The 19478-nt window shown below is 70.9% G+C and carries 17 protein-coding genes, 1 pseudogene and 1 riboswitch; of the genes and pseudogenes, 8 read left to right on the forward strand and 10 right to left on the reverse strand.

Features of this window, described 5'->3' with window-relative positions; genetic code table 11:
• The 7 genes from VF612_RS01240 to VF612_RS01270 all read right to left on the reverse strand — a co-directional run.
• Positions 1-571, reverse strand: a 571-nt coding sequence (locus VF612_RS01240; protein ID WP_408658030.1) for an SDR family oxidoreductase, incomplete at its 3' end; no start/stop codon positions are given.
• Complete coding sequence (locus VF612_RS01245) at positions 568-1710, reverse strand: acyl-CoA dehydrogenase family protein (protein WP_408658031.1); 1143 nt, start codon at positions 1708-1710, stop codon at positions 568-570. The genes VF612_RS01240 and VF612_RS01245, both read right to left, overlap by 4 nt.
• A gap of 2 nt (positions 1711-1712) precedes the next feature.
• Entirely contained in the window at positions 1713-4754 is a 3042-nt protein-coding gene (gene aroA, locus VF612_RS01250; protein ID WP_408658032.1) for a 3-phosphoshikimate 1-carboxyvinyltransferase, read from the reverse strand.
• Positions 4755-4763: 9 nt separating this feature from the next.
• On the reverse strand, positions 4764-5585 hold the full coding sequence (gene fabI, locus VF612_RS01255; protein WP_408658033.1) for an enoyl-ACP reductase FabI: 822 nt from the start codon (positions 5583-5585) through the stop codon (positions 4764-4766).
• Positions 5586-5837, reverse strand: coding sequence for an acyl carrier protein (locus tag VF612_RS01260; RefSeq protein ID WP_408658034.1), 252 nt, complete (start codon positions 5835-5837; stop codon positions 5586-5588). It abuts the gene before it with no gap.
• 20 nt (positions 5838-5857) lie between these two features.
• On the reverse strand, positions 5858-7009 hold the full coding sequence (locus tag VF612_RS01265; protein ID WP_408658035.1) for a radical SAM protein: 1152 nt from the start codon (positions 7007-7009) through the stop codon (positions 5858-5860).
• 3 nt (positions 7010-7012) lie between these two features.
• Entirely contained in the window at positions 7013-7765 is a 753-nt protein-coding gene (locus VF612_RS01270) for a Phenylacetic acid catabolic protein (protein ID WP_408658036.1), read from the reverse strand.
• Positions 7766-8013: 248 nt separating this feature from the next.
• Here VF612_RS01270 and VF612_RS01275 point away from each other — a divergent pair, with 248 nt between their 5' ends.
• Positions 8014-8523 carry a hypothetical protein gene (locus VF612_RS01275; protein ID WP_408658037.1) on the forward strand — a complete coding sequence of 170 codons (510 nt, stop codon included), beginning with the start codon at positions 8014-8016 and terminating at the stop codon, positions 8521-8523.
• 65 nt (positions 8524-8588) lie between these two features.
• Here the strand turns inward: VF612_RS01275 and VF612_RS01280 are convergent, their stop codons facing one another.
• Both VF612_RS01280 and VF612_RS01285 read right to left on the reverse strand, forming a co-directional pair.
• Positions 8589-9584: an inorganic phosphate transporter gene (locus VF612_RS01280; RefSeq protein WP_408658038.1), complete on the reverse strand. Its 996-nt coding sequence runs from the start codon at positions 9582-9584 to the stop codon at positions 8589-8591.
• Between the two features lie 49 nt (positions 9585-9633).
• The gene (locus VF612_RS01285) at positions 9634-10251 is read right to left on the reverse strand and encodes a DUF47 domain-containing protein (protein ID WP_408658039.1); all 618 of its coding nucleotides are present in this window, start codon (positions 10249-10251) and stop codon (positions 9634-9636) included.
• A 334-nt stretch (positions 10252-10585) separates the two neighbouring features.
• Between VF612_RS01285 and VF612_RS01290 the strand changes: the two genes are divergently transcribed.
• The 5 genes from VF612_RS01290 (at position 10586) to VF612_RS01310 (ending at position 16644) form a co-directional block, all read left to right on the forward strand.
• Complete coding sequence (locus tag VF612_RS01290; protein WP_408658046.1) at positions 10586-11383, forward strand: metallophosphoesterase family protein; 798 nt, start codon at positions 10586-10588, stop codon at positions 11381-11383.
• On the forward strand, positions 11380-12045 hold the full coding sequence (locus tag VF612_RS01295; RefSeq protein WP_408658040.1) for a 4'-phosphopantetheinyl transferase family protein: 666 nt from the start codon (positions 11380-11382) through the stop codon (positions 12043-12045). Before VF612_RS01290 ends, VF612_RS01295 begins: the two co-directional genes overlap by 4 nt.
• A 13-nt stretch (positions 12046-12058) precedes the next feature.
• Complete coding sequence (locus VF612_RS01300; RefSeq protein ID WP_408658041.1) at positions 12059-13318, forward strand: FAD-binding protein; 1260 nt, start codon at positions 12059-12061, stop codon at positions 13316-13318.
• 338 nt (positions 13319-13656) lie between these two features.
• A complete protein-coding gene (locus tag VF612_RS01305; protein WP_408658042.1) occupies positions 13657-15201 on the forward strand; it encodes a PAS domain S-box protein in 1545 nt (514 codons plus the stop codon).
• Between the two features lie 75 nt (positions 15202-15276).
• Positions 15277-16644: a mycothione reductase gene (locus VF612_RS01310; protein WP_408658043.1), complete on the forward strand. Its 1368-nt coding sequence runs from the start codon at positions 15277-15279 to the stop codon at positions 16642-16644.
• Positions 16645-16695: 51 nt separating this feature from the next.
• Here the strand turns inward: VF612_RS01310 and thiD are convergent, their stop codons facing one another.
• Positions 16696-17508: a bifunctional hydroxymethylpyrimidine kinase/phosphomethylpyrimidine kinase gene (gene thiD / locus VF612_RS01315; RefSeq protein ID WP_408658044.1), complete on the reverse strand. Its 813-nt coding sequence runs from the start codon at positions 17506-17508 to the stop codon at positions 16696-16698.
• Between the two features lie 13 nt (positions 17509-17521).
• Positions 17522-17656, forward strand: a riboswitch (TPP riboswitch).
• On the opposite strand from thiD, the gene VF612_RS01320 reads away from it, so the two are divergent.
• Positions 17654-19024, forward strand: a complete 1371-nt coding sequence (locus tag VF612_RS01320) for a purine-cytosine permease family protein (protein WP_408658045.1) — start codon at positions 17654-17656, stop codon at positions 19022-19024. (Overlaps the previous riboswitch by 3 nt.)
• A pseudogene (locus VF612_RS01325) lies at positions 19021-19478 on the forward strand (thiazole synthase); the annotation flags it as partial. The gene VF612_RS01320 and the pseudogene VF612_RS01325, both read left to right, overlap by 4 nt.

Here is a 19478-nt window from a genome sequence, read left to right on the forward strand (position 1 = left end):
CGTTGACGCCGTTGACGTTGATCCCCTTGGGCGCGAACTCCACGGCCATGTACCGGATCCACGCCTCGATGGCGGCCTTGGCGGTGCCCAGGTTGGCATACGTCGGGTAGGCCCGGATGCTGCCGTAGCTGGACAGCGCCACGATCCGGCCGCCGTCGTCCATCAGCTGCACGGCCTGCTGCGCGCCGAGCACGAAGGCCCGGACGTTCATCGCGTACGAGCGGTCCAGGTGGTGCTGCTTGAGGTCGGCGATGTTCTTGAACGAGCTGGCCGCGGCGTTGCAGACGAAGAAGTCCAGCCGGCCGTACTGCTCGCGCACCGCGTCGAACAGCGCCTCGATCTCCGCCGGCTGCTCCACGTCGGCCTGGACCGTGATCGCCCGTCCGCCGGCCTGCTCGATCTCCTCGCGGGTCCGCTGGGCGAGGTCGGCGTTCTTCTTGTAGTTCACCACGATGCGCCCGCCCTCGGCAGCGAGCGTCAGCGCCAGCGCCCGCCCGATGCCGCGGGAGCTGCCGGTGATGACTGCGACTTTGTCGCTGAAGTAGCCGCGGAGACCGCCCTGGTCGCTCATCGGGCCGACCTCAGCACCTCGCGGGCGATCACGGTCTTCTGGATCTCGTTGGTGCCCTCCTCGAACCGCTGCGCCCGGGCGTCGCGGTAGACCCGCTCGATGGGGCTGGACTCCCAGTAGCCGATGCCGCCGTGCACCTGCAGCGCCTTGTCGGTGACCCGGGTGAGCATGTCCACCGCGGTGAGCTTGGCCATCGAGGACAGCGTGTCGGCCCGCTGGTCGCCGCTCTCCCACTGCCGGGCGGCATACAGGGTGAGCTGACGGGCGGCTTCGATGTCGGCGGCGTTCTCGGCGAGCGCGAACGAGATCGCCTGCCGGGCGGCCAGCGGCTTGCCGAACGTGGTGCGGGTGCCCGCGTGCGCGACCGCCAGCTCCTGGGCGCGGCGGGCCAGGCCCACGCAGGACATCGCGACCGCGATCCTGCTGGGGGTGAGGAACCCGCCGAGCGCCACCTCGAGGCCGCGGCCCTCCTCGCCCAGCCGGTTGGCGATCGGGACCGGGGCGCGGTCGAAGATCAGCCGGGCGTGGTCGGTGCCCCGCACGCCCATGGTGTCGGACATGGACTCCACGGTGACGCCGGGGCCGTTGCGGTCCACCAGCAGCGCCACCGTGCCGTCCTTGCCGGTGGTGCCGGCCAGCCGGGCGAACAGCAGCCAGTAGTCGCAGTGCACGCCGAAGGTGATCAGGTGCTTCTCGCCGGAGAGGTAGTAGGTGTCGCCGTCGGACTCGACGCTGCTGCGCAGGTCCGCCCCGGTGCCGGCGGTGGGTTCGGTGAGGGTGAACGCGACCCTGATGTCACCGCTGATCTGCCGCAGCACGAACTGCTCGCGCTGGGCGTCGGTGGCGAACTGGTCCATGGCGCGCCACACCCCGTTGCACACGTGCACGATCATCCGCACCGACGCGTGCGACATCGAGATCAGCTCCAGCACCTCGAGGTAGCGGGAGAACGGGATGCCGCGGCCGCCGTACTCCACCGGCGCGGCCAGCCGCAGGTACCCGCGCTCGCGCAGGTCCGTCCAGAGCTTGTCCGGTACGGCCCGGGTGCGCTCGATCTCGGCCGCGTACTCCTCGCCGGGGCCGCGGACGAACGCCTCCACCTCGGCCAGCAGCGCCTGGAAGCCGGATTCGTCGATCATCGTCACCGCTGTACCTCATCGTCGGTCGAGTCGTCGGTCGATTCGTCGGTCGGGGAGGAGATCCACTCGCGGAGCAGGTACTTCTGCACCTTGCCCGCGGGGTTCCTCGGCAATGCGGTCACGAACTCCAACCGCTCCGGCCAGTAGTGTATTGACACCCGTTCGGAGTCGAGGAAGCGCTGCAGCTCGGCGAAATCGAAGTTCGGCTCGGCCACCACGTAGGCGCAGGCCCGCTCGCCGAGCCGCTCGTCGGGCATCGCGACGATCGCCGCCTCCCGGACCGCCGGGTGCTGGTGCAGCAACTGCTCGATCTCGGCGACCGGCACCTTCTCGCCGCCCCGGTTGATGACGTCCTTGACCCGTCCGGTGATCCGGACGAAGCCGGACCCGTCGATCACCGCGAGGTCGCCGCTGCGGTACCAGCCATCGGCGGTCATCGCCTCGGCGGTCAGGTCCGGACGGTCGAGGTAGCCGGCGAACAGGCAGCCGCTGGTGACCTCGAAGTTGCCCTCCTGGTCCGGGCCCAGGACGGCGCCGGCGTCGTCGACCACCCGGATCCCCACCCCGGCCAGCGCCCGGCCGTCGGTGCCCCACACCTGGGCAGGCTCGTCCTCGGGCGCGGCCAGCGTGCCGAGACAGGTCTCGGTGGTGCCCCACGCCCCGCACACCGCGGCGCCGAGCTGCCGGGTGGCCCGCTCGGCCAGCGCGCGAGGCACCGCCGCCCCGGTCGCCACGAAGATCCGCAGCGGGTCCGGCTGCTGGCCGGTCTCCTCCACGGCCGCCACCAGGTCGGCGAGGAACGGGGTGGCCGCCTGTACGAAGGAGCCCTTCCAGCTGCGCAGCGCCTCCAGCGCGGTCCGCCCGTTCCACACCGGCTGCACGATGTGCGGGACGCCCAGCAGCAACGCCAGCCACATGCCGTAGAGATAACCGGTCTGGTGCGCCAGCGGGGACGGGATGAACACCCGGTCGGTTCGGCTCAGTCCCAGGTGCCGGGCCTGCATCGCCGCCGCCCGGGTGAGGGAGTCCATCCGGTGCAGCACTCCTTTGGGCTCGCCGGAGGTCCCGGAGGTGAACAGCAGCTGGGCCAGCGCGCCCGGCGGTGGCCGGCGGGCGCGGATCGCGGCGTGGTCGGCAGCGCGGCCCTCGGTCAGCTCGGCATAGCGGTGCCAGCGCGCCGGCCGGCCCTGGGGCAGCGGGCGGTCGCCGCCCACCACGACGACGTGGTCCACCGCGGCGGCGCCCGGGCCGGCCAGCAACTCCACGGTCTCGGCGACGTGGTCGCGGCCGCGGAACCGCTCCGGCGCCACGAACACCCGGGCCCGGGACCGGCCGAGCATGAAGCTCAGCTCGCGCTCGCGGAAGATCGGCATCAGCGGGCAGGCGATCGCGCCGATCCGCGCCGTCGCCGCCGCCAGCACGGTGAACTCCGTCCAGTTCGGCAGCTGCCAGGCCACCGGCTCGCCGGGCGCGACGCCGAGGTCGAGCAGCATGGTCGCGGCCGCGTCCACCTGGGCGTCCAGCTCCCGCCAGCTGAGCACCCGCTCGGGCCGGCCCTCCGAGGCGATCTCGACCACCGCGGTCTCTGCGGGCCGTTCCTCGGCCCAGCGCCGCAGGTAGGCCTCGATCGGGGTGGCCGCGAGGGTGTCGGGGTCGCTCTCCAGGCCGGCTGGCGGCGCGGCGGCCGTCCGCCCGGAGGCGCGGCGCTCGGACGTGCCGCGCTGGGACGTGCTGGGCTCGGACGTGCTGGACACCGACGACATCGACATGCCGATCGAGTTCATCTCGTCCAGGAACCGGGGGTAGGAGATCTTGTAGGCGTTCGGGTAGGTCAGCCGGCTCTCGCCGTCGGCGCGGGACGCGGCGATCGCGAGCGACATCAGCACCCGGTGGTCGTTGTAGGCGGACAGGTCAGCCGGCCGGAGCGCGTCCACGCCGTGGCACAGCAGCCGTTCGCCGCGCAGCTCCAGCCGGGCACCCATCCGGTTCAGCTGCAGCATCGCAGCGACCCGGTCGGACTCCTTGAGCCGGACGTGGGCGACGCTGTCCAGCTCGGAGGTGCCCGCGGCCAGGCTCGCCAGCACGCTGAGCACCGGCAGCATGTCCGGCACCCGGCGGCAGTCCACCGACACCGGCGCCAGCTGCAGGCCGTCGTGGGTCACCCGCACGAAGCCGGTGGCCGGGTCCCGGCGCATCGGCACCCCCATCCGGGCCAGGATGTCGAGCAGGTCGGCCTCCGGGTGGTCGGTCTCGGCGCCGCTGAGGGTGCGCAACCCGCGGAACAGCACGTCCGAGGGATGCAGCGCGGTGGCGGCGAGCCCGAACGCGGCCGAGCCGATGTCCGGCGGCAGGTGCACGGTGGCCGGCTCCGGCTGCTGGTCCGGTTCGACGGAGAAGCTCCGGCCGTCGTCGCCGACGTCCACCACCAGCCCGAACTGGCGCATCATCGCGATGGTGAGGTCCACGTAGGAGCGCTCGTTGAACGGCCCGGTGACCTCGATGACGCTGGGCCCGGTGGCGAACGGCGCCACCAGCAGCAGCCCCGAGATCCACTGCGACAGCGTGCCGGGGATGCGCACCCGGCCACCGGTCGGGCGGCGCGGCGTCACCGAGATGGGCGGCGTGCCGGTCGGTGAGTCCAACTGCACGCCCAGCGCGCCGAGCGCGTCCAGCAGCGGCCGGATCGGCCTGCGCTGGAAGTACTTCTGCCCGACGATGGTGACCGGCGAGGTGGCCAGCGAGACCAGCGGCGTCAGGAAGTACAGGGTGGTTCCGGAGCTGCCCACCGACACCTGCTCGCCCTTCGGACGGTACTGCCCGCCCTGGACGCAGAAGGTGTCGCCGTCGATGTCGATGGCAGTGCCCAGCCGGCGCAGCGCGCGGATGGTGTGCCACACGTGGCCGGCGTCGGTCAGGCCGTGGATGCGGCTGACCCCCGGCGCCAGCGAGGCCAGCACCAGCGCCCGGTGGGCGTGGTACTTCGACACCGGGATGACCAGTTCCCCGGCGAGCGGGCCGAGCGAGCCCTTGACCGCCAGACGCACCCGAGCCCCCTACTCCGGCCGCACGGGACGGTCGGGTACGCCCACCCCGCCGACCACCGCGTGCATGCCGCCGTCGGCGTGGAGCACCTGGCCCGTGGTGTGCCGGGCGAGGTCCGACAGCAGGAACAGCACCGCGCCGACCACCCGTGCGGGGTCGGTGCGGTCCCAGCCGAGCGGGGCCCAGCGCTCGTAGTAGTCGGCCAGGTCACCGAAGCTGCTGACCCCCCGGGCCGACACCGTCTCGATCGGGCCGGCCGCCACCAGGTTCACCCGGACCCCGGACGAGCCGAGGTAGAGCGCCAGGTACTGCGCGATGGACTCCAGCGCGGTCTTGAACACCCCCATCCAGTCATAGCCCGGCAGCGCCCGGCCGGTGTCGACGGTCATCCCGACCAGCGAGCCGCCGTGCTCGGCACGCGCGAGGGCCGGCGCGAGCGCGTGCGCCAGCTGCTGGAAGGAATAGGCCGAGGTGCGGAAACCGTCCAGCGCGCTGCTGGCGGGGGTGCTGAGGAACCCCTTGCCGAGGGCGTCCTCGGGGGCGAAGGCGACGCTGTGCAGCACTCCGTCGAGGCGGTCCCACTGCTCGACCTCGTCGGCGACGGCCTGGAACCCGGCATCGTCGGTCACGTCGAGCTCGAGGACCTCGGCCGGCCGCGGCAGCAGGCCCGCGGCCTTGCGGGTGATCCGCATCGCCCGGCCGAAGGAGGTGAGCGCGACCTCGGCGCCTTCCCGCTGCAGCGCCGCCGCGACGTGCCAGGCAATGGACTCGTCGTTGAGAACGCCGGTGATGAGGTACTTCCTGCCCGGGACCAGTCCGAGCGGCTGGGCCACTTAGCCCGCGGACCCTTCGTCGACGATGCGCTGCACGAGCTGGCCGAGGGTGATGCCGACCAGATCGCGGCGGGGGATCTCGACGCCGTAGTCACGCTTGATCGAGGTCATCAGGTCAGCGACATCGAGTGAGTCGATGTCCAGCTCGTCGAACTTCACGTCGGCGCTGATCGCGTCCTGCTCGACCCCTAGGTCGACCAGCTCGGTGTTGATGAACTCCCGGACGGTGTCCGCCTCGGCTTTCCGCGGCATGTCTGCAGATTCCCTTCGGTTTAGGCGATGGACGGGGAACGGCGGGCGAAGTTGGGCGAGTGCCGCTGGGACCAGTACCACTGCCGCCAGTACGCCTCGGTCAGGTCCACCCAGGTCTCCAGCTGCTCGGTGCTGTCGAGGAACTGGTTGAGGCTGACCGCCAGCCAGGTGTAGACGGCCTGGCTGTCCCGGCAGCCTCCGCAGTCACCGGACGTGCAGCAGAACTGCACCGTCTGGTAGTCGGCGCCGTACACGGCGAAGCCGTCGATGACCGGGTGGCCGTTGGCGACCCGGTCGGCGTGCTCGGGCAGGTCGACGCTGATGCTCGGGCACACGTCGTAGCCGAACCGGCCGCCCCAGTGGGTGCGCCCGGTGATCAGGGTCTCGATGAAGTACGGGTGGGACACCACGACCTCGGGGTACCGGTCCTTCACCCGCAGCGCCTCGGCCAGGGTGCGCTTCTCGTTCTCGATGTGCAGCGGGTGGTCGGTGCCGTGTTCGCTGTAGAAGTTGAACGTCACCTGGTTGCCGTTGTCGCCGATGGCCTGGACGGTGGGCTCGATGTACTGCAGCCCGTCCTCGGACAGCGCGAAGACGAAGGTCACCCGCGGGTCGTCCTTGTAGTGCTCCAACGCCTTCTGGAACAGGCCGGTGAACGCCGATCCGTTCACCCGGTGCGCGCGCAGGTCGTCATCGAGCGGGCCGCCGCCGAACAGGCTGATCGCCACCGCGATGTTCTCGAAACCGGCCTTGGGCATCGGCCGCAGGCCGTTGGAGGAGACCGTGATGTAGGGCAGCTTCGCCACGAACGGCTCGACCCGCTTGAGCACCAGGGTGGGCTCGCCACCGATCAGCGTCGCCTGGGTGACCCCGTTGGCGACCAGCCGGTCCACGAACGCGTTGATCACCGCCGGGTCCGAGGTCTCCGGGACGGCGGTGTCGAAGCCGCCCTCGAAGTACCAGCAGCCCTTGCACCGGATGTTGCAGGTGGTCGTCAGATGGACCTCGCAGGCCTTGACCCGGCGGTTCATGTCCCGGATCACCATGACCCGCTCGGCGAGATCCGGCCGGTCGGCGAGCAGCGCGCGCAGCCTCGCCTTGGCCTCCCGCCGGTCCGGCGGGGGCGGCTGCGGCGGCTGGGGGCGCCTGAGCTGGAGCGGGATCAGGGCCATGGGTCAGGACTCCTTGGTGACCGGGACGCGCAGGCCCAGGTTGGTGATGCGCTGGGACACGATCCTGATCCACTCGTCGCGGGCTTCGGCGTTGGTGGTCTGGCGCAGGCCGTAGCGGATCGCCAGATCGGCCTTCTTGGAGTTCGGGTTGCCGAACACCCCGATGAACGTCGGCCACAGCCGGTCGAGGGCGTACTGCAGCTGCTCGCGGCCCTCCTCGGTGACGGCGAGGTTGCGGCAGACCCGGGCGCCGTGGGCGATGTGCACCTTCTCGTCGAGGATGATGGTGCGGACCGCGTCGGCCCACGGCTTGTAGCTGCTCTGGGAGAACTCGCGGATCATCAGCAGCGCCGACTCCTCGCCGATGTAGGAGAACACCCCGCGCTCGGCCCAGGTGGTGCAGGTGTGCAGGCCCTGGTCGGCGAACAGATTGCGGTCCTCGAGCCGCTGGGTCTCCATGTAGGTGGTGTCGATGCCGATGTCGGCGAGCACCTTCTTGCCGATCTTGTAGTGGTCGTACTCCTCGGCCGCGCGCTCGGCGCAGACCTGACGCTCCTCGGCGTTGGGCGCCAGCGGCAGGAACACCATGGTGTAGTCGTCGCCGCCCGACAGCTCACCCTCGCTGTTGATCATAACCTGGCTGATCAGCAGCTTCTGGTAGTCGCGTGGGGCGCGATGGAACTCCTCCGGCGTCCGGACCACGATCAGCTCATCATCGAGAACCGGGACTCGCGGCGCTTGCTGGGTCTGGGTCACGTCGCCCTCCAATACCAACCATGCTTGCGGTGTCAGGCCAGCGAGGGTCTGGAACCACCGGATAATCACTGTGTGAGAACCATCGATGACAGCGCCGAACCGACACTCCGGCCCTGGAGGATGTTAGCAGGCACCGGGGTGTCTGCAGAGGTCGTCGAACGGTTACCCGGCCCCGCATCGGCCCACTTCCGCAGCGGCGAGGGCCACCTAGAATAGGTATCGGACAGCCGGCTGGACGGGGGACAGACGTGCATCTGCGGTACCCGGTGATCGCGGCCTGCCTGCTGCTGGCCGGCTGCACCGCGGAGCCGAGCACCACCATCCCCTCGCCGCCGCCGAACGCCTCCCGCCCGCCGGCGGCCACGCTCGCGCCGAAGTCGCCCAGCAAGCCCGATCCGGCGTTCATCCCGCCCGAGCTGGCCAAGTACTGCCACGCCGGGTTTCCGCTGGAAGGGGTGTACTCACCCCAGCGGCTGACCGTCAAGCAGCCGTGCGTGGCGGTCACCGGAATAGCGTCGGAGATCGATCGCGAGCATGACGGCGACATGCACATCTCGCTGACCGGGGTCGATCCGAAGTGGCTGAACTCGGTCAACCGGGGACGGTCGGACCAGAGCCTGGTGATCGAGGCGGTGCCCTCGATCCCGATGCGGATGCCCCCGCTGAAGTCCCGGGTCACGATCGTCGGCCCCTGGGTGCTGGACACCCAGACCGGGTGGCTGGAGATCCATCCGGTCTGGGCGATCCTGCCGGCCTGACCGAGCGGCCTCAACTGGGTGGTCTTGGCTAAGCGGCCTCAGCCGAGCGGCCTCAGCGAGCAGCCTCAGCTGAGCGGCCGGAGCAGCACCCACATCAGGGCGGCCACCCCGGCCGAGGCCGGGATCGTCAGCACCCATGCCCCCACGATGTTGCCGGCCACCCCCCACCGGACCGCCGACAGCCGCCGGGTGGCGCCCGCGCCCATGATCGAGGTGCTGATCACGTGGGTGGTCGAGATCGGCAGGCCGAACTGGGCGGTGGTGAAGAGCACCCCGCTGGCCACCGACTGGGCCGCGAAGCCGCTGACCGGGTTGAGCGAGTAGATCCGCCGGCCCATGGTGCGCATGATCCGCCAGCCGCCGGCGTAGGTGCCGGCCGCGATCGCGCCGGCCGCGGACAGGATCACCCACAACGGGATGGCCTCGTCCTTGCCCAGGTGGCCCGAGACGATCAGCGTGATCGCGATCACGCCCATGGTCTTCTGGGCGTCCTGGCTGCCGTGCCCGAAGGCCATCGCGGCCGAGCTGACCACCTGTGCCCAGCGGAACCTGCGATGGGTCCGGTGGTAGTTCGACCGGCGGAACAGCCACAGCAGCGCCAGCATGAACAGGTAACCGAGCACCAGGCCGGTCAGCGGCGAGGCAACCATCGGGATGACCACCTTGTCGACCATGTTGGCCCACTTGACGCCTTCTGATCCGGCCAGCGCCGCGCCGATCAGCCCGCCGATCAGGGCGTGCGAGGACGAGGACGGCAACCCGAACCACCAGGTGCCCAGGTTCCAGACGATCGCCCCGAGCAGGGCGGCCATCACGATGATCAGCCCGTCCCGGCCGGTGGGCGGGTCGATGATGCCCTTGCCGACGGTGGCGGCCACCTTGGTCGAGACCAGGGCGCCCAGCACGTTCATCACCGCGGCCATCGCCAGCGCGATCCGGGGAGTCATCGCCCGGGTGGAGACCGCCGTCGCGATCGCGTTGGCCGCGTCGTGGAAGCCGTTGGTGTAGTCGAAGGCCAGGGCGACGGCGACGATCACGATCGCTAGCGCAGTGATGCTCACGCCGGCGACCACCAGCGCCGATCGGCCACTGCCGGGTGGACCGGGTTGATCACGACTCTTTCACCGCAATGGTCTCCACCGCGTGCGCGACGTGCTCCAGCGCATCGGTGGCTTCTTCGAGCAGGTCGGCCACCTGGCGCAGCTTGAGGACCTCCAGGGTGTCGTAGCTGCCGCCGAACAGCTTGGACAGCAGCTGCCGGTGCACCTGGTCGGCCGCGTTCTCCACTTCGTTGACCTTGATCCAGTACGGCTCCAGGTCCTGCAGGGTAGCCAGCCGGCCCATCGCCTCCGCGGTCTCGGCGGAGGCCCGCTGGACCAGCCGGATCTGGTCCAGCATCAGGGTCGGCAACTCCCCGACATCGGCGAGCACGATGAAGTCGGTGGCCTCCTCCATCGCGTCCACGACGTCGTCGAGGGTGCTGGCCAGCCGGTAGATGTCCTCCCGGTCGAACGGCGTCACGAAGCTCTTGTTCAGCTGGCGCAGGATGCGGTGGGTGACGGCGTCGCCGGCATGCTCGAGGTCGCGCATGGCGGCCGCGATCTTGGCGCGGTCGGCGTCCGGTTCACACAGCCCCGCCAGCACGTCGGCGGAGGCGGCGACGTTGCGGCCCCCCTCCGCGAGCAGGTCGTAGAACGCGGTGTCTCTCGGAGTGAATCGTCCTGCCATGCCGCCCTCGCCATCGCTGACCGGTAGTTGGCCTAACTGCCGGAGGTACCTGGGACTGCCGAGGTACCTGGACTGCCGGAGGTACCTGGGCGAACAGTAGCGGGGGCTCCCGGCACGGCTGCGTTCGCCACGGCATCAAGCCCTCGCTCGGATGATTTTTACGATTATGTGACATCTCCTCGCGGCGTCTTGGCGATGCCCGCCTGTCGCAGGCACCGATTACACTCGGCCGCAACGCGCGAATCGCCACTGAGCGATCGGAAAGATTGGCTCACTTCTGGTGTCAGCGGTAACGAGCGAGACGGCCAAGCTGCTCGCGGTCAGCGACCTGCACATGGGGTACTCCGACAACCGGAAGGTCGTCGATCAGCTGCACCCGACCACCGATGAGGACTGGCTGCTGGTCGCCGGTGACGTCGGCGAGGTGGCCGAGCAGATCGTGAGCACCCTGGCGACGCTGCGCAGCCGGTTCGCCACCGTCATCTGGGCGCCCGGCAACCACGAGCTGTGGTCGCACAAGTCCGATCCGCTGACGCTGCGCGGGGACCACCGCTACCAGCACCTGGTAGGGCTCTGCCGCGAGATCGGCGTGCTCACGCCCGAGGACCCCTACCCGGTGTGGACCGGCGCCGGCGGGCCGGTCACGGTGGCCCCGCTGTTCCTGCTCTACGACTACACCTTCCGCCCGCCAGGCGCCGACACCCAGGAGGCGGCGCTGGAGGTGGCCTACCAGAGCGGGATCGTCTGCACCGACGAGCACCTGCTGCATCCAGATCCCTACCCGAGCCGGGAGGCCTGGTGCCGTGCCCGGGTGGAGTACACCATGCGCCGGCTGGCCGATCGCGATCCCGCGCTGCCGACCGTGCTGGTCAACCACTACCCGCTGACCCGGCTGCCCACCCTGGTGCTGCGCTACCCCGAGTTCGCCCAGTGGTGCGGCACCGAGCTGACCGCCGACTGGCACCGGCGCTACGCGGCCACCGCGGTGGTCTACGGCCACCTGCACATCCCGCGCACCACCTTCGAGGACGGAACCCGGTTCGAGGAGGTCTCGCTGGGCTACCCCCGGGAATGGCAGGGACGCAGCCAGCCCAAGCAGTGGCCGCGCCAGATCCTGCCCGTGCCCGCGTGATCGAGCGCCTGCTGCCCTCCTGGGTGCGCGCGGTGGACACCACCTCCGACGCCTCCGAGGACTCGCTGTGGCCGGCCGAGCGGGCGGTCGTCAGCCGGGCGGTTCCCAAGCGGCGGATCGAGTTCGCCACCGTCCGGGCCTGTGCCCGGTCCGCCCTGGCGGAGCTGGGGGTGCCGCCGGCGCCGATCCTGCCCGGCCCGCGAGGAGCCCCGGGATGGCCCGACGGGATCGTCGGCAGCATGACGCACTGCGCGGGCTACCGCGGCGCGGCGGTGGCCCCGGCCTCGCTGGCCGCGAGCATCGGCATCGACGCCGAGCCGCACGCGCCGCTGCCCGACGGCGTGCTGGACGCGATCGCCCGGCCCGAGGAGCACAGCTGGCTGGCCGAGCTGGCAGCCAGCGCGCCGCACGTGCACTGGGACCGGCTGCTGTTCAGCATCAAGGAATCGGTCTACAAGGCATGGTTCCCGCTCACCGGCAGCTGGCTGGACTTCGACGAGGCCAGCATCGCCGTCGAGCCGTCCGCCGGGGCGTTCTCCGCCGTCCTCCAGGTGCCCGGGCCGGTGCTCGACGGGCATGAGCTGACCACCTTCACCGGCCGGTTCAGCACCTCCGACGCCCTGGTGCTCACCGCGATCACGGTGCCCGCCGGCGCCGGCTGAGCGGGCTGGCCGAATGCGCAACTGGGCGGGCAACGTCAGCTTCGCCCCGGCCCGCTACTGCCGGCCGGGCACGGTGGACGAGCTGCGCGAGCTCGTCGCCGGCAGCGAGCGGGTCCGGGCGCTGGGCACCGGGCACTCCTTCAACCCGATCGCCGACACCACCGGGACCCTGATCTCGACGGCCGGCCTGCCCGCCGTGATCGAGGTGGACAGCGCGGCCTCGGTGGTCGAGGTCTCCGCGGGCCTGCGCTACGGCGAGCTGGCCGGGCAGCTGCACCGGCAGGGCTTCGCGCTGCACAACCTGGCCTCGCTGCCGCACATCTCGGTCGCCGGCGCCTGCGCCACCGCCACCCACGGCTCCGGGGACCACAACGCCAACCTGGCCACCGCCGTCGCCGCCCTCGAGCTGGTCACCGCCGACGGCGAGCTGCGGGTGCTCGAGCGCACCGGCGACACCGCGGCGGAGTTCTCCGGCAGCGTGGTGGGGCTGGGCGCGCTCGGGATCGTCACCCGGCTGTGGCTGGACATCGAGCCCACCTACTCGGTGCGCCAGCACGTCTACAACGACCTCTCCCACGCCCAGCTGATCGAGCATCTGGACCAGATCCTGGCCGGGGCCTACAGCACCAGCCTGTTCACCCGGTGGCAGCCCGAGCCGGTGTACCAGATGTGGCGCAAGCGCCGGGTGACCGCCTCCGACGACGGCGACGCCGAGCCGGTCTTCTTCGGGGCCACCGCGGCGGCAGTGGCCCAGCATCCGCTGCCGGGGATGACGGGGGACAACTGCACCGAGCAGTTCGGCCGGATCGGCCCGTGGCACGAGCGGCTGCCGCACTTCCGGCTGGAGTTCATCCCGAGCCGGGGCGAGGAGCTGCAGTCGGAGTACCTGGTCCCGCGGCAGCTGGCCCGGCAGGCGGTCGAGGCGGTCGCACAGATCGGGGACCGGGTGTCGCCGGTGCTGCACGTCTGCGAGCTGCGCAGCATCGCCGCCGACGAGCTCTGGATGAGCCCGAGCTACCAGCGCGACAGCCTCGGGCTGCACTTCACCTGGCTGCCGGACGCCGCGGCCGTCGCCCCGGTGCTGGTCGAGCTCGAGCGCCGGCTCGCCCCGATGGCGGCCCGGCCGCACTGGGCGAAGCTGTTCTGCATGGATCCGGCCCAGCTGCGCGGGCTTTATGACCGGTACGCCGACTTCGAGCAGTTGCTAGCACTGCGTGATCCAGACCGCAAGTTCGCCAATCGATTTGTCGAGCGGTACCTTTCTGCTGCCTGATGTTCACGCGCGGCGCGTTACGGGTGTCTACAAAACCTTCCGCCGCATGCTACATCGCGGAAATTTAATTCCAGACAGTCTGCGGGGTAGTCGCCTAGGAAATGCCCGACGGCTCCCGGGCCGGCCCTCAGGACGGTCGAGCGTTCTGGTTTAACCTTTCTTTGTGTGCTGATCCGCGGTCGCCATGGTTGGCCATCGCGGTTGTCGCCGTGCCTTGAGGCGGACGAAGCATCGGAAAAGGCGTGACACTGTGTCTATGGTTGGATAGCGACCAACAGTCAAGACTTACGGGCAATGCCTCGTTACCGTTTGTCCTCAGAAACTGGAGGGCGCTCGGCATGGTTTCGCATGCCGTGGCCATCCAGACGGCCAGCCCGATGACCCGATCGCTGGGCCCCGGATCAGAATCCTCTGACCCCGGCGACGGCACAGGGGGGTCCCGGCCAGGCGCCGCTACCACCACCGTCGCGGTGGTAGGCACCAACGTCTCGGGCATCGTGACCCTGTGGTCCGGTGGAGCGGCGGCGATGTTCGGCTGGTCGGAGGAGGAGGCGCTCGGCCGGCCGATCGCCGAGCTCGCCGACTGGGGCCTGTCCCGCAAGGACGTCACCGAGTTCCTCTTCATCGGCACCAGCGGCCTGTGGGTGCACGAGCACGAGGTGACCATCCGGACCGGCGAACGGATGCGGCTGAAGACGACCGCCTCGCTGGTGAGCGGAGCCGAGGGTGTGGACGAGATCCTCGCCTCGACCACCCGCATCCAGCTGCCCGCCGGCCGGATGCGGCTGTCGATGACCGAGCGCCCGTTCCGGGCCCTGCTCGAGCGGGGCAGCGACCTGGTCATCATCTGCGACCGCAACCTGGTGATCAGCTACGCCGGGCCGTCGCTGTGGCAGATGTTCGGATGCCTGTCGCGCGATGTGATCGGCCAGTCCGGCTGGGACTACGTGCATCCGGAGGACCTGCCGGCGGTGCGCCGCGACTGGGAGGGCGCGATCGCCGGCGTGGGGGAGTACCGCCGGCTGGAGCTGCGGGTGCGCAACGGCCAGAACAGGTGGCGCTGGATCGAGGTGCGGATCAGCAACCTGGTTGCCGACGTGTCCATCGGCGCGATGGTTCTCAACGTCCGGGACGTCACCGACCAGCACGAGACCGCCGAGGCGCTGGCCTCCAGCGAGCACCTGCTGCAAGCGATCGTGGACGCGTCGGTCGAGGGCGTCTGCATCGTCGACCCCGAAGGCGCCGTCGTGCTCGCGAACTACCGGATAGCCCAGATGCTGGCGGTGGACCACGGCCGGTTGCTCTCCGGCGTGATCTGGGAGTTCTTCGACGAGGAGACCTCGGAGATGCTGCAGCACCGGCTGCGCCAGCGCGCGCGGGGGGTGCGGGAGCTGTATGAGTTCAACTTCCGCAGGCTGGACGGCCAGCAGCGCTGGCTGCGGGTCGCCGGCGCGCCGTGGTACGACCAGAGCAACCGCTACATGGGCGCCGTCGAGATGGTCACCGACATCACCGAGCAGAAGCAGCGCGAGGAGCTGAACGGTCCCGGCTACGGCGTCTCGGCGGTGTCCGGGCGGATGGCCGAGAGCCCCGGCGCCTACCTCGCGGCCCGGTTCTCCGAACGTGCCCAGCTGACATCGCCGGCCGACCTCGTGCCGGCGCCGCAGTCCGGCCGCGCGCTTCCCGGGCTGGAACGGCTGTCCCGCCGCGAGATCGAGGTGGTCCGGATGCTGCTGCTCGGCGACCGGGTTCCGGTGATCGCCAGACAGCTGTTCATCAGCCAGAGCACGGTCCGCAACCACCTGTCCTCGGTGTTCCGCAAGCTGCGGGTGAGCTCCCAGCAGGAGCTCATCGTGTTGCTGCGCGAGCGCGACCCGGCCTGACCGCGGCAGCTGGTCCGCCCGGCAGGGCAGTCCAGCACAGGCGCTTGCGACGGGTACGCCAGTAGGCTGTCGCCCGTGGCGGACTTCGACCTGGCAATCATCGGATCCGGATCCGGCAACTCGCTGGTCACCGCGGACTTCGACGGCAAGCGGGTAGCGGTCATCGAGCGGGGGGCCTTCGGCGGCACCTGCCTCAATGTCGGCTGCATCCCCACCAAGATGTACGTCTACGCAGCCGATGTCGCCGCCACCGTCCGCCACGCCGCCCGGTTCGGCATCGACGCCCGGCTGGAGGGCGTCCGGTGGCGCGACATCCGCGACCGGGTGTTCGACCGGATCGACCCGATCTCAGCCGGCGGGCAGGCCTACCGAACCAACGGGGAGAACACCACCACGTTTCTCGGCCATGCCGAGTTCACCGGACCGAAGTCGCTGCGGATCAGCACCGGCGACCAGATCAGCGCCGACCAGATCGTGATCGCCGCCGGCGGCCGGCCGATGGTGCCGGACGTGGTGGCGCAGTCCGGGGTCGGGTTCCACACCTCGGACACCATCATGCGGCTGGACGAGCTGCCCGAGCGGCTGGTGATCCTGGGCGGCGGCTACATCAGCGCCGAGTTCGCCCATGTCTTCTCCGCGCTGGGCAGCCAGGTCAGCGTGGTGGCCCGTGGCACCCGGTTGCTGCGACACCTGGACTCGGAGATCTCCGAGCGGTTCACCCAGCTCGCGGCCACCCGGTGGGACCTGCACCTCGGCGTCGAGGCCACCAAGTTCAGCGGCGACCACCGGGGCGTCCGGCTCGACTTCACCGACGGCTCGTCCGCTGAGGGCGACGTGCTGCTGGTGGCCACCGGGCGGATCCCGAACACCGACCGGCTGGGCCTGGCCGCCGCAGGTATCCACACCCTCTACGACGGCCGGGTGAAGGTCGACTGCTACGGCCGGACCAACGTCGAGGGGGTCTGGGCGGTGGGCGACGTCTCCTCGGACTTCCAGCTCAAGCATGTGGCCAACCACGAGGCCCGGGTCCTGGCGCACAACCTCGCCCACCCCGAGGACCTGCGGGAGTTCGACCACCGGTTCGTGCCGGCGGCCGTCTTCACCGACCCGCAGATCGCCAGCGTCGGCTACACCGAGGACGAGGTGCGCGCCGCCCGGCTGAACTACGTCACCGCCACCCAGGCCTACGGCGACACCGCCTACGGCTGGGCGATGGAGGACCAGAGCGGCATCTGCAAGCTGATCGCCGACGCCGACACCGGGCTGCTGCTGGGCGCGCACCTGATGGGCTACCAATCGTCCAACCTGATCCAGCCGCTGATCCAGGCGATGTGCTTCGGCCAGCGGGTGCCGGAGCTGGCCCGCGGGCAGTACTGGATCCACCCCGCGCTCATGGAGGTCGTGGAGAACGCCCTGCTGAAACTGGACCTGCCGGCGCGGTGAGCCGGCGTCGTCCGGTAGAAGACGGGTTCCGCCTTTGCCGGAAAGGCCGAACTACGCCTCCGCAGGCGGGCTGAACGAGGCGATGTCGAGCGCGTCGACCGGGCCGTCACCGGCGCCGAGGCCGACCAGCCCGTGCTCGACGGCGAACCCGGCGACCAGCGCGGCGCGGCGGGCGGCCACCGGCAGCGGGTCGCCGCGGCCGAGGCAGGCGGCCAGCGCCGCCGAGTGGGTGCAGCCGGCGCCGTGGGTGGCCGCCCGGTCGTGCCTGCTGACCGGGATCTCGAGGTGCCGGCCGTCGGCGAGCAGGTGGTCGACCGGCCGGCTGCCGTGCCCGCCGGTCACCAGCGCGGCCGGAGCTCCGAGCGCCACCAGCGCCTCGGCCAGCTCGCGGCGGTCCTCGGTGGCCAGGCCGGTCAACGCCTGCGCCTCCATCAGGTTCGGGGTCACCACGGTGGCCAGCGGAAACAGCAGCTCCACCAGGGCCCGCACCGCGGCCGGCTCCAGCAGCTGGGCGCCGGAGGAGGCGATCATCACCGGATCGAGCACCACCGGTTGTTGGCGGCCGGCCAGCGCCTCGGCCACGGTGGCGATGATCGGTTCGGAGAACAGCATGCCGGTCTTCACCGCGGCCGGCGGCAGGTCGGCGAACACCGCTGCCAGCTGGGCCCGGATGAACTCCGGCGGGCACTGGTGGATCGCGGTCACGTCGACGGTGTTCTGCGCGGTCAGCGCCACGATCACCGACATCCCGTGCGTCCCGCAGCGGGCGAACGCCTTGAGATCGGCCTGGATCCCGGCGCCGCCGCCGGAATCGGAGGAGGCGATGGTCAGAACCCGGACGGCGCTGGAGTCGGACGGCTGCACAGTACTAACCTAGAGCAGTCCCCGCGGGAGCCCGGCTGACCGGGCTGAGAGGGCGGCACAGCAGGGCGCGCCGCGCGTCCGGCATGGCCACCGACCGCTTGAACCTGATCCGGTTAGTACCGGCGAAGGGAGTGAGGTAGCCGCCATGGCTGTCGACACCCGTCCAGACCTGTCCACCGACCGGCACGCCGAAGCGCCGACCACCCTCAACGAGGCCGCCCCCCGCACCCTGGGCCTGCTGGACCAGCTGGGTTTCTGGGGCAACGTGGGAGTGAGCCTGCTCGGCTTCAGCGGCGCCATCGCGATCCTCGCCCCGTACGGCGTGCAGCCGCTCAGCTTTCCCGCCGCGGTGGCCGCGGCCGTCCTGGGCTCGGTGCTGGGCGGGCTGATCCTGGGCGGCTCGCTGGTGCTCGGCGCCCGGACCGGCGCGCCGGCCATGGTGCTGCTGCGCGGCCTGCTGGGGGCCAAGGCCTCCTTCGTCCCCACCGCGCTCAACATCGCGCAGTGCCTGGGCTGGGCGGTGTTCGAGCTGGTCATCATCTCCACCGGCCTGCAGGCGCTGACCTCCGGTGACCTGCCGCGCTGGCTGTGCCTGGTGCTGGCCGGAGCGGTCACGACGGCGCTGACGATCAGGCCGCTCGGCTGGATCCGGGCGCTGCGCAAGTACGTCTCGGTGCTGGTGATCGCAGCGCTGGTGATCCTGACGATCGGCCTGCTGCGCCAGCCGGTGCCGGAGCTGGCCGGCTCGTGGCAGGGGTTCTGGCTGGCCGTGGACTCGGCGATGGCGCTGACCATCTCGTGGGTGCCGCTGGGCGCTGACTACTCGCGGCACTCGCGCTCGTCCCGCGCCGCCTTCGCCGGCGGCTTCCTCGGCTACGGGCTGGCCCAGATCGCCTGCCTGGTGATCGGGCTGATCGCGCTGGCGCAGGTGGCCCAGGACGGCAGCCGGATCTTCGACCTGTTCATCGGGCTGCCACTGGGCGCCCTGGCCTTCGCGATCCTGGTGATCCGGGAGACCGACCAGAGCTTCGCCAACGTCTACTCGACGGCGGTCTCGCTGCAGAACCTGCGGCCGTCGCTGGACCGCCGGGTGCTGACGGTGCTGATCGGCGGGTTGACCACGGCGCTCGCCCTGACCATCAACATCGATGACTACGCCAACTTCCTGTACCTGATCGGCGCGGTGTTCATCCCGATGTCCGGCGCGCTGATCGCGGCCTGGATCCGCAGCGGCGGCCGGGGCTGGAACACCGCCGAGGACGCCCCCGCCCGGCCCGGCATGCTGCTGGCGTGGCTGATCGGCTTCCTCTGCTACCAGCTGATCAATCCCGGTTCGATCGTGCACTGGTCGGACTTCTGGACCTGGGCGGGCACCCGGCTGCACACGCTGTCCCACCCGTGGCTGTCGGCCTCGATCGCCTCCTTCGTGGTCGCCGTGCTGGTGGCGCTGCCGTTCGCCGGCGGCCGCCCGGCCGACGACCGGCCGGCTCCCGCCCGCGCCGAGGAATCGTCATGAGCGGCTCGGCTCCCGACGTGCTGGTCATCGCCGGCCGGCGGTTCTCGTCCCGGCTGATCGTGGGGACCGGCGGCGCCCCGAGCCTGGACGGCCTGGCCGACATCCTGACCGAGTCCGGCACGGAGCTCACCACGGTGGCCATGCGGCGGGTCGATGCCGGCGCCAAGGGCTCCGTGCTGGACGTGCTGCGCGAGGCGGGGGTGCAGGTGCTGCCGAACACGGCCGGTTGCCGGACCGCGGCGGAGGCGGTGCTCACCGCCAAGCTGGCCCGCGAGGCGCTGCAGACCGACTGGGTGAAGGTCGAGGTGGTCGCCGACGAGCGGAGCCTGCTGCCGGACGGCCCGGAGCTGCTGGCCGCCTGCGAGCAGCTGGTGGACGACGGCTTCGTGGTGTTGCCGTACACCAACGACGATCCGGTGCTGGCCCGGCGGCTGGAGGCCCTCGGCTGCGCGGC

The sequence above is a fragment of the Jatrophihabitans sp. genome (genome assembly GCF_036388195.1).
In the GTDB taxonomy this organism is placed as follows: Bacteria; Actinomycetota; Actinomycetes; order Mycobacteriales; family Jatrophihabitantaceae; genus Jatrophihabitans_A.

What these genes read in the sequence shown, in the direction of transcription:
- VF612_RS01265 (WP_408658035.1), bottom strand. Translation starts at nt 7,009, where the DNA reads ATGGCCCTGATCCCGCTCCAGCTCAGGCGCCCCCAGCCGCCGCAGCCG.
- VF612_RS01300 (WP_408658041.1), top strand. Translation starts at nt 12,059, where the DNA reads ATGCGCAACTGGGCGGGCAACGTCAGCTTCGCCCCGGCCCGCTACTGC.
- VF612_RS01260 (WP_408658034.1), bottom strand. Translation starts at nt 5,837, where the DNA reads ATGCCGCGGAAAGCCGAGGCGGACACCGTCCGGGAGTTCATCAACACC.
- VF612_RS01320 (WP_408658045.1), top strand. Translation starts at nt 17,654, where the DNA reads ATGGCTGTCGACACCCGTCCAGACCTGTCCACCGACCGGCACGCCGAA.
- VF612_RS01285 (WP_408658039.1), bottom strand. Translation starts at nt 10,251, where the DNA reads ATGGCAGGACGATTCACTCCGAGAGACACCGCGTTCTACGACCTGCTC.
- VF612_RS01290 (WP_408658046.1), top strand. Translation starts at nt 10,586, where the DNA reads ATGGGGTACTCCGACAACCGGAAGGTCGTCGATCAGCTGCACCCGACC.
- VF612_RS01245 (WP_408658031.1), bottom strand. Translation starts at nt 1,710, where the DNA reads ATGATCGACGAATCCGGCTTCCAGGCGCTGCTGGCCGAGGTGGAGGCG.
- VF612_RS01305 (WP_408658042.1), top strand. Translation starts at nt 13,657, where the DNA reads ATGGTTTCGCATGCCGTGGCCATCCAGACGGCCAGCCCGATGACCCGA.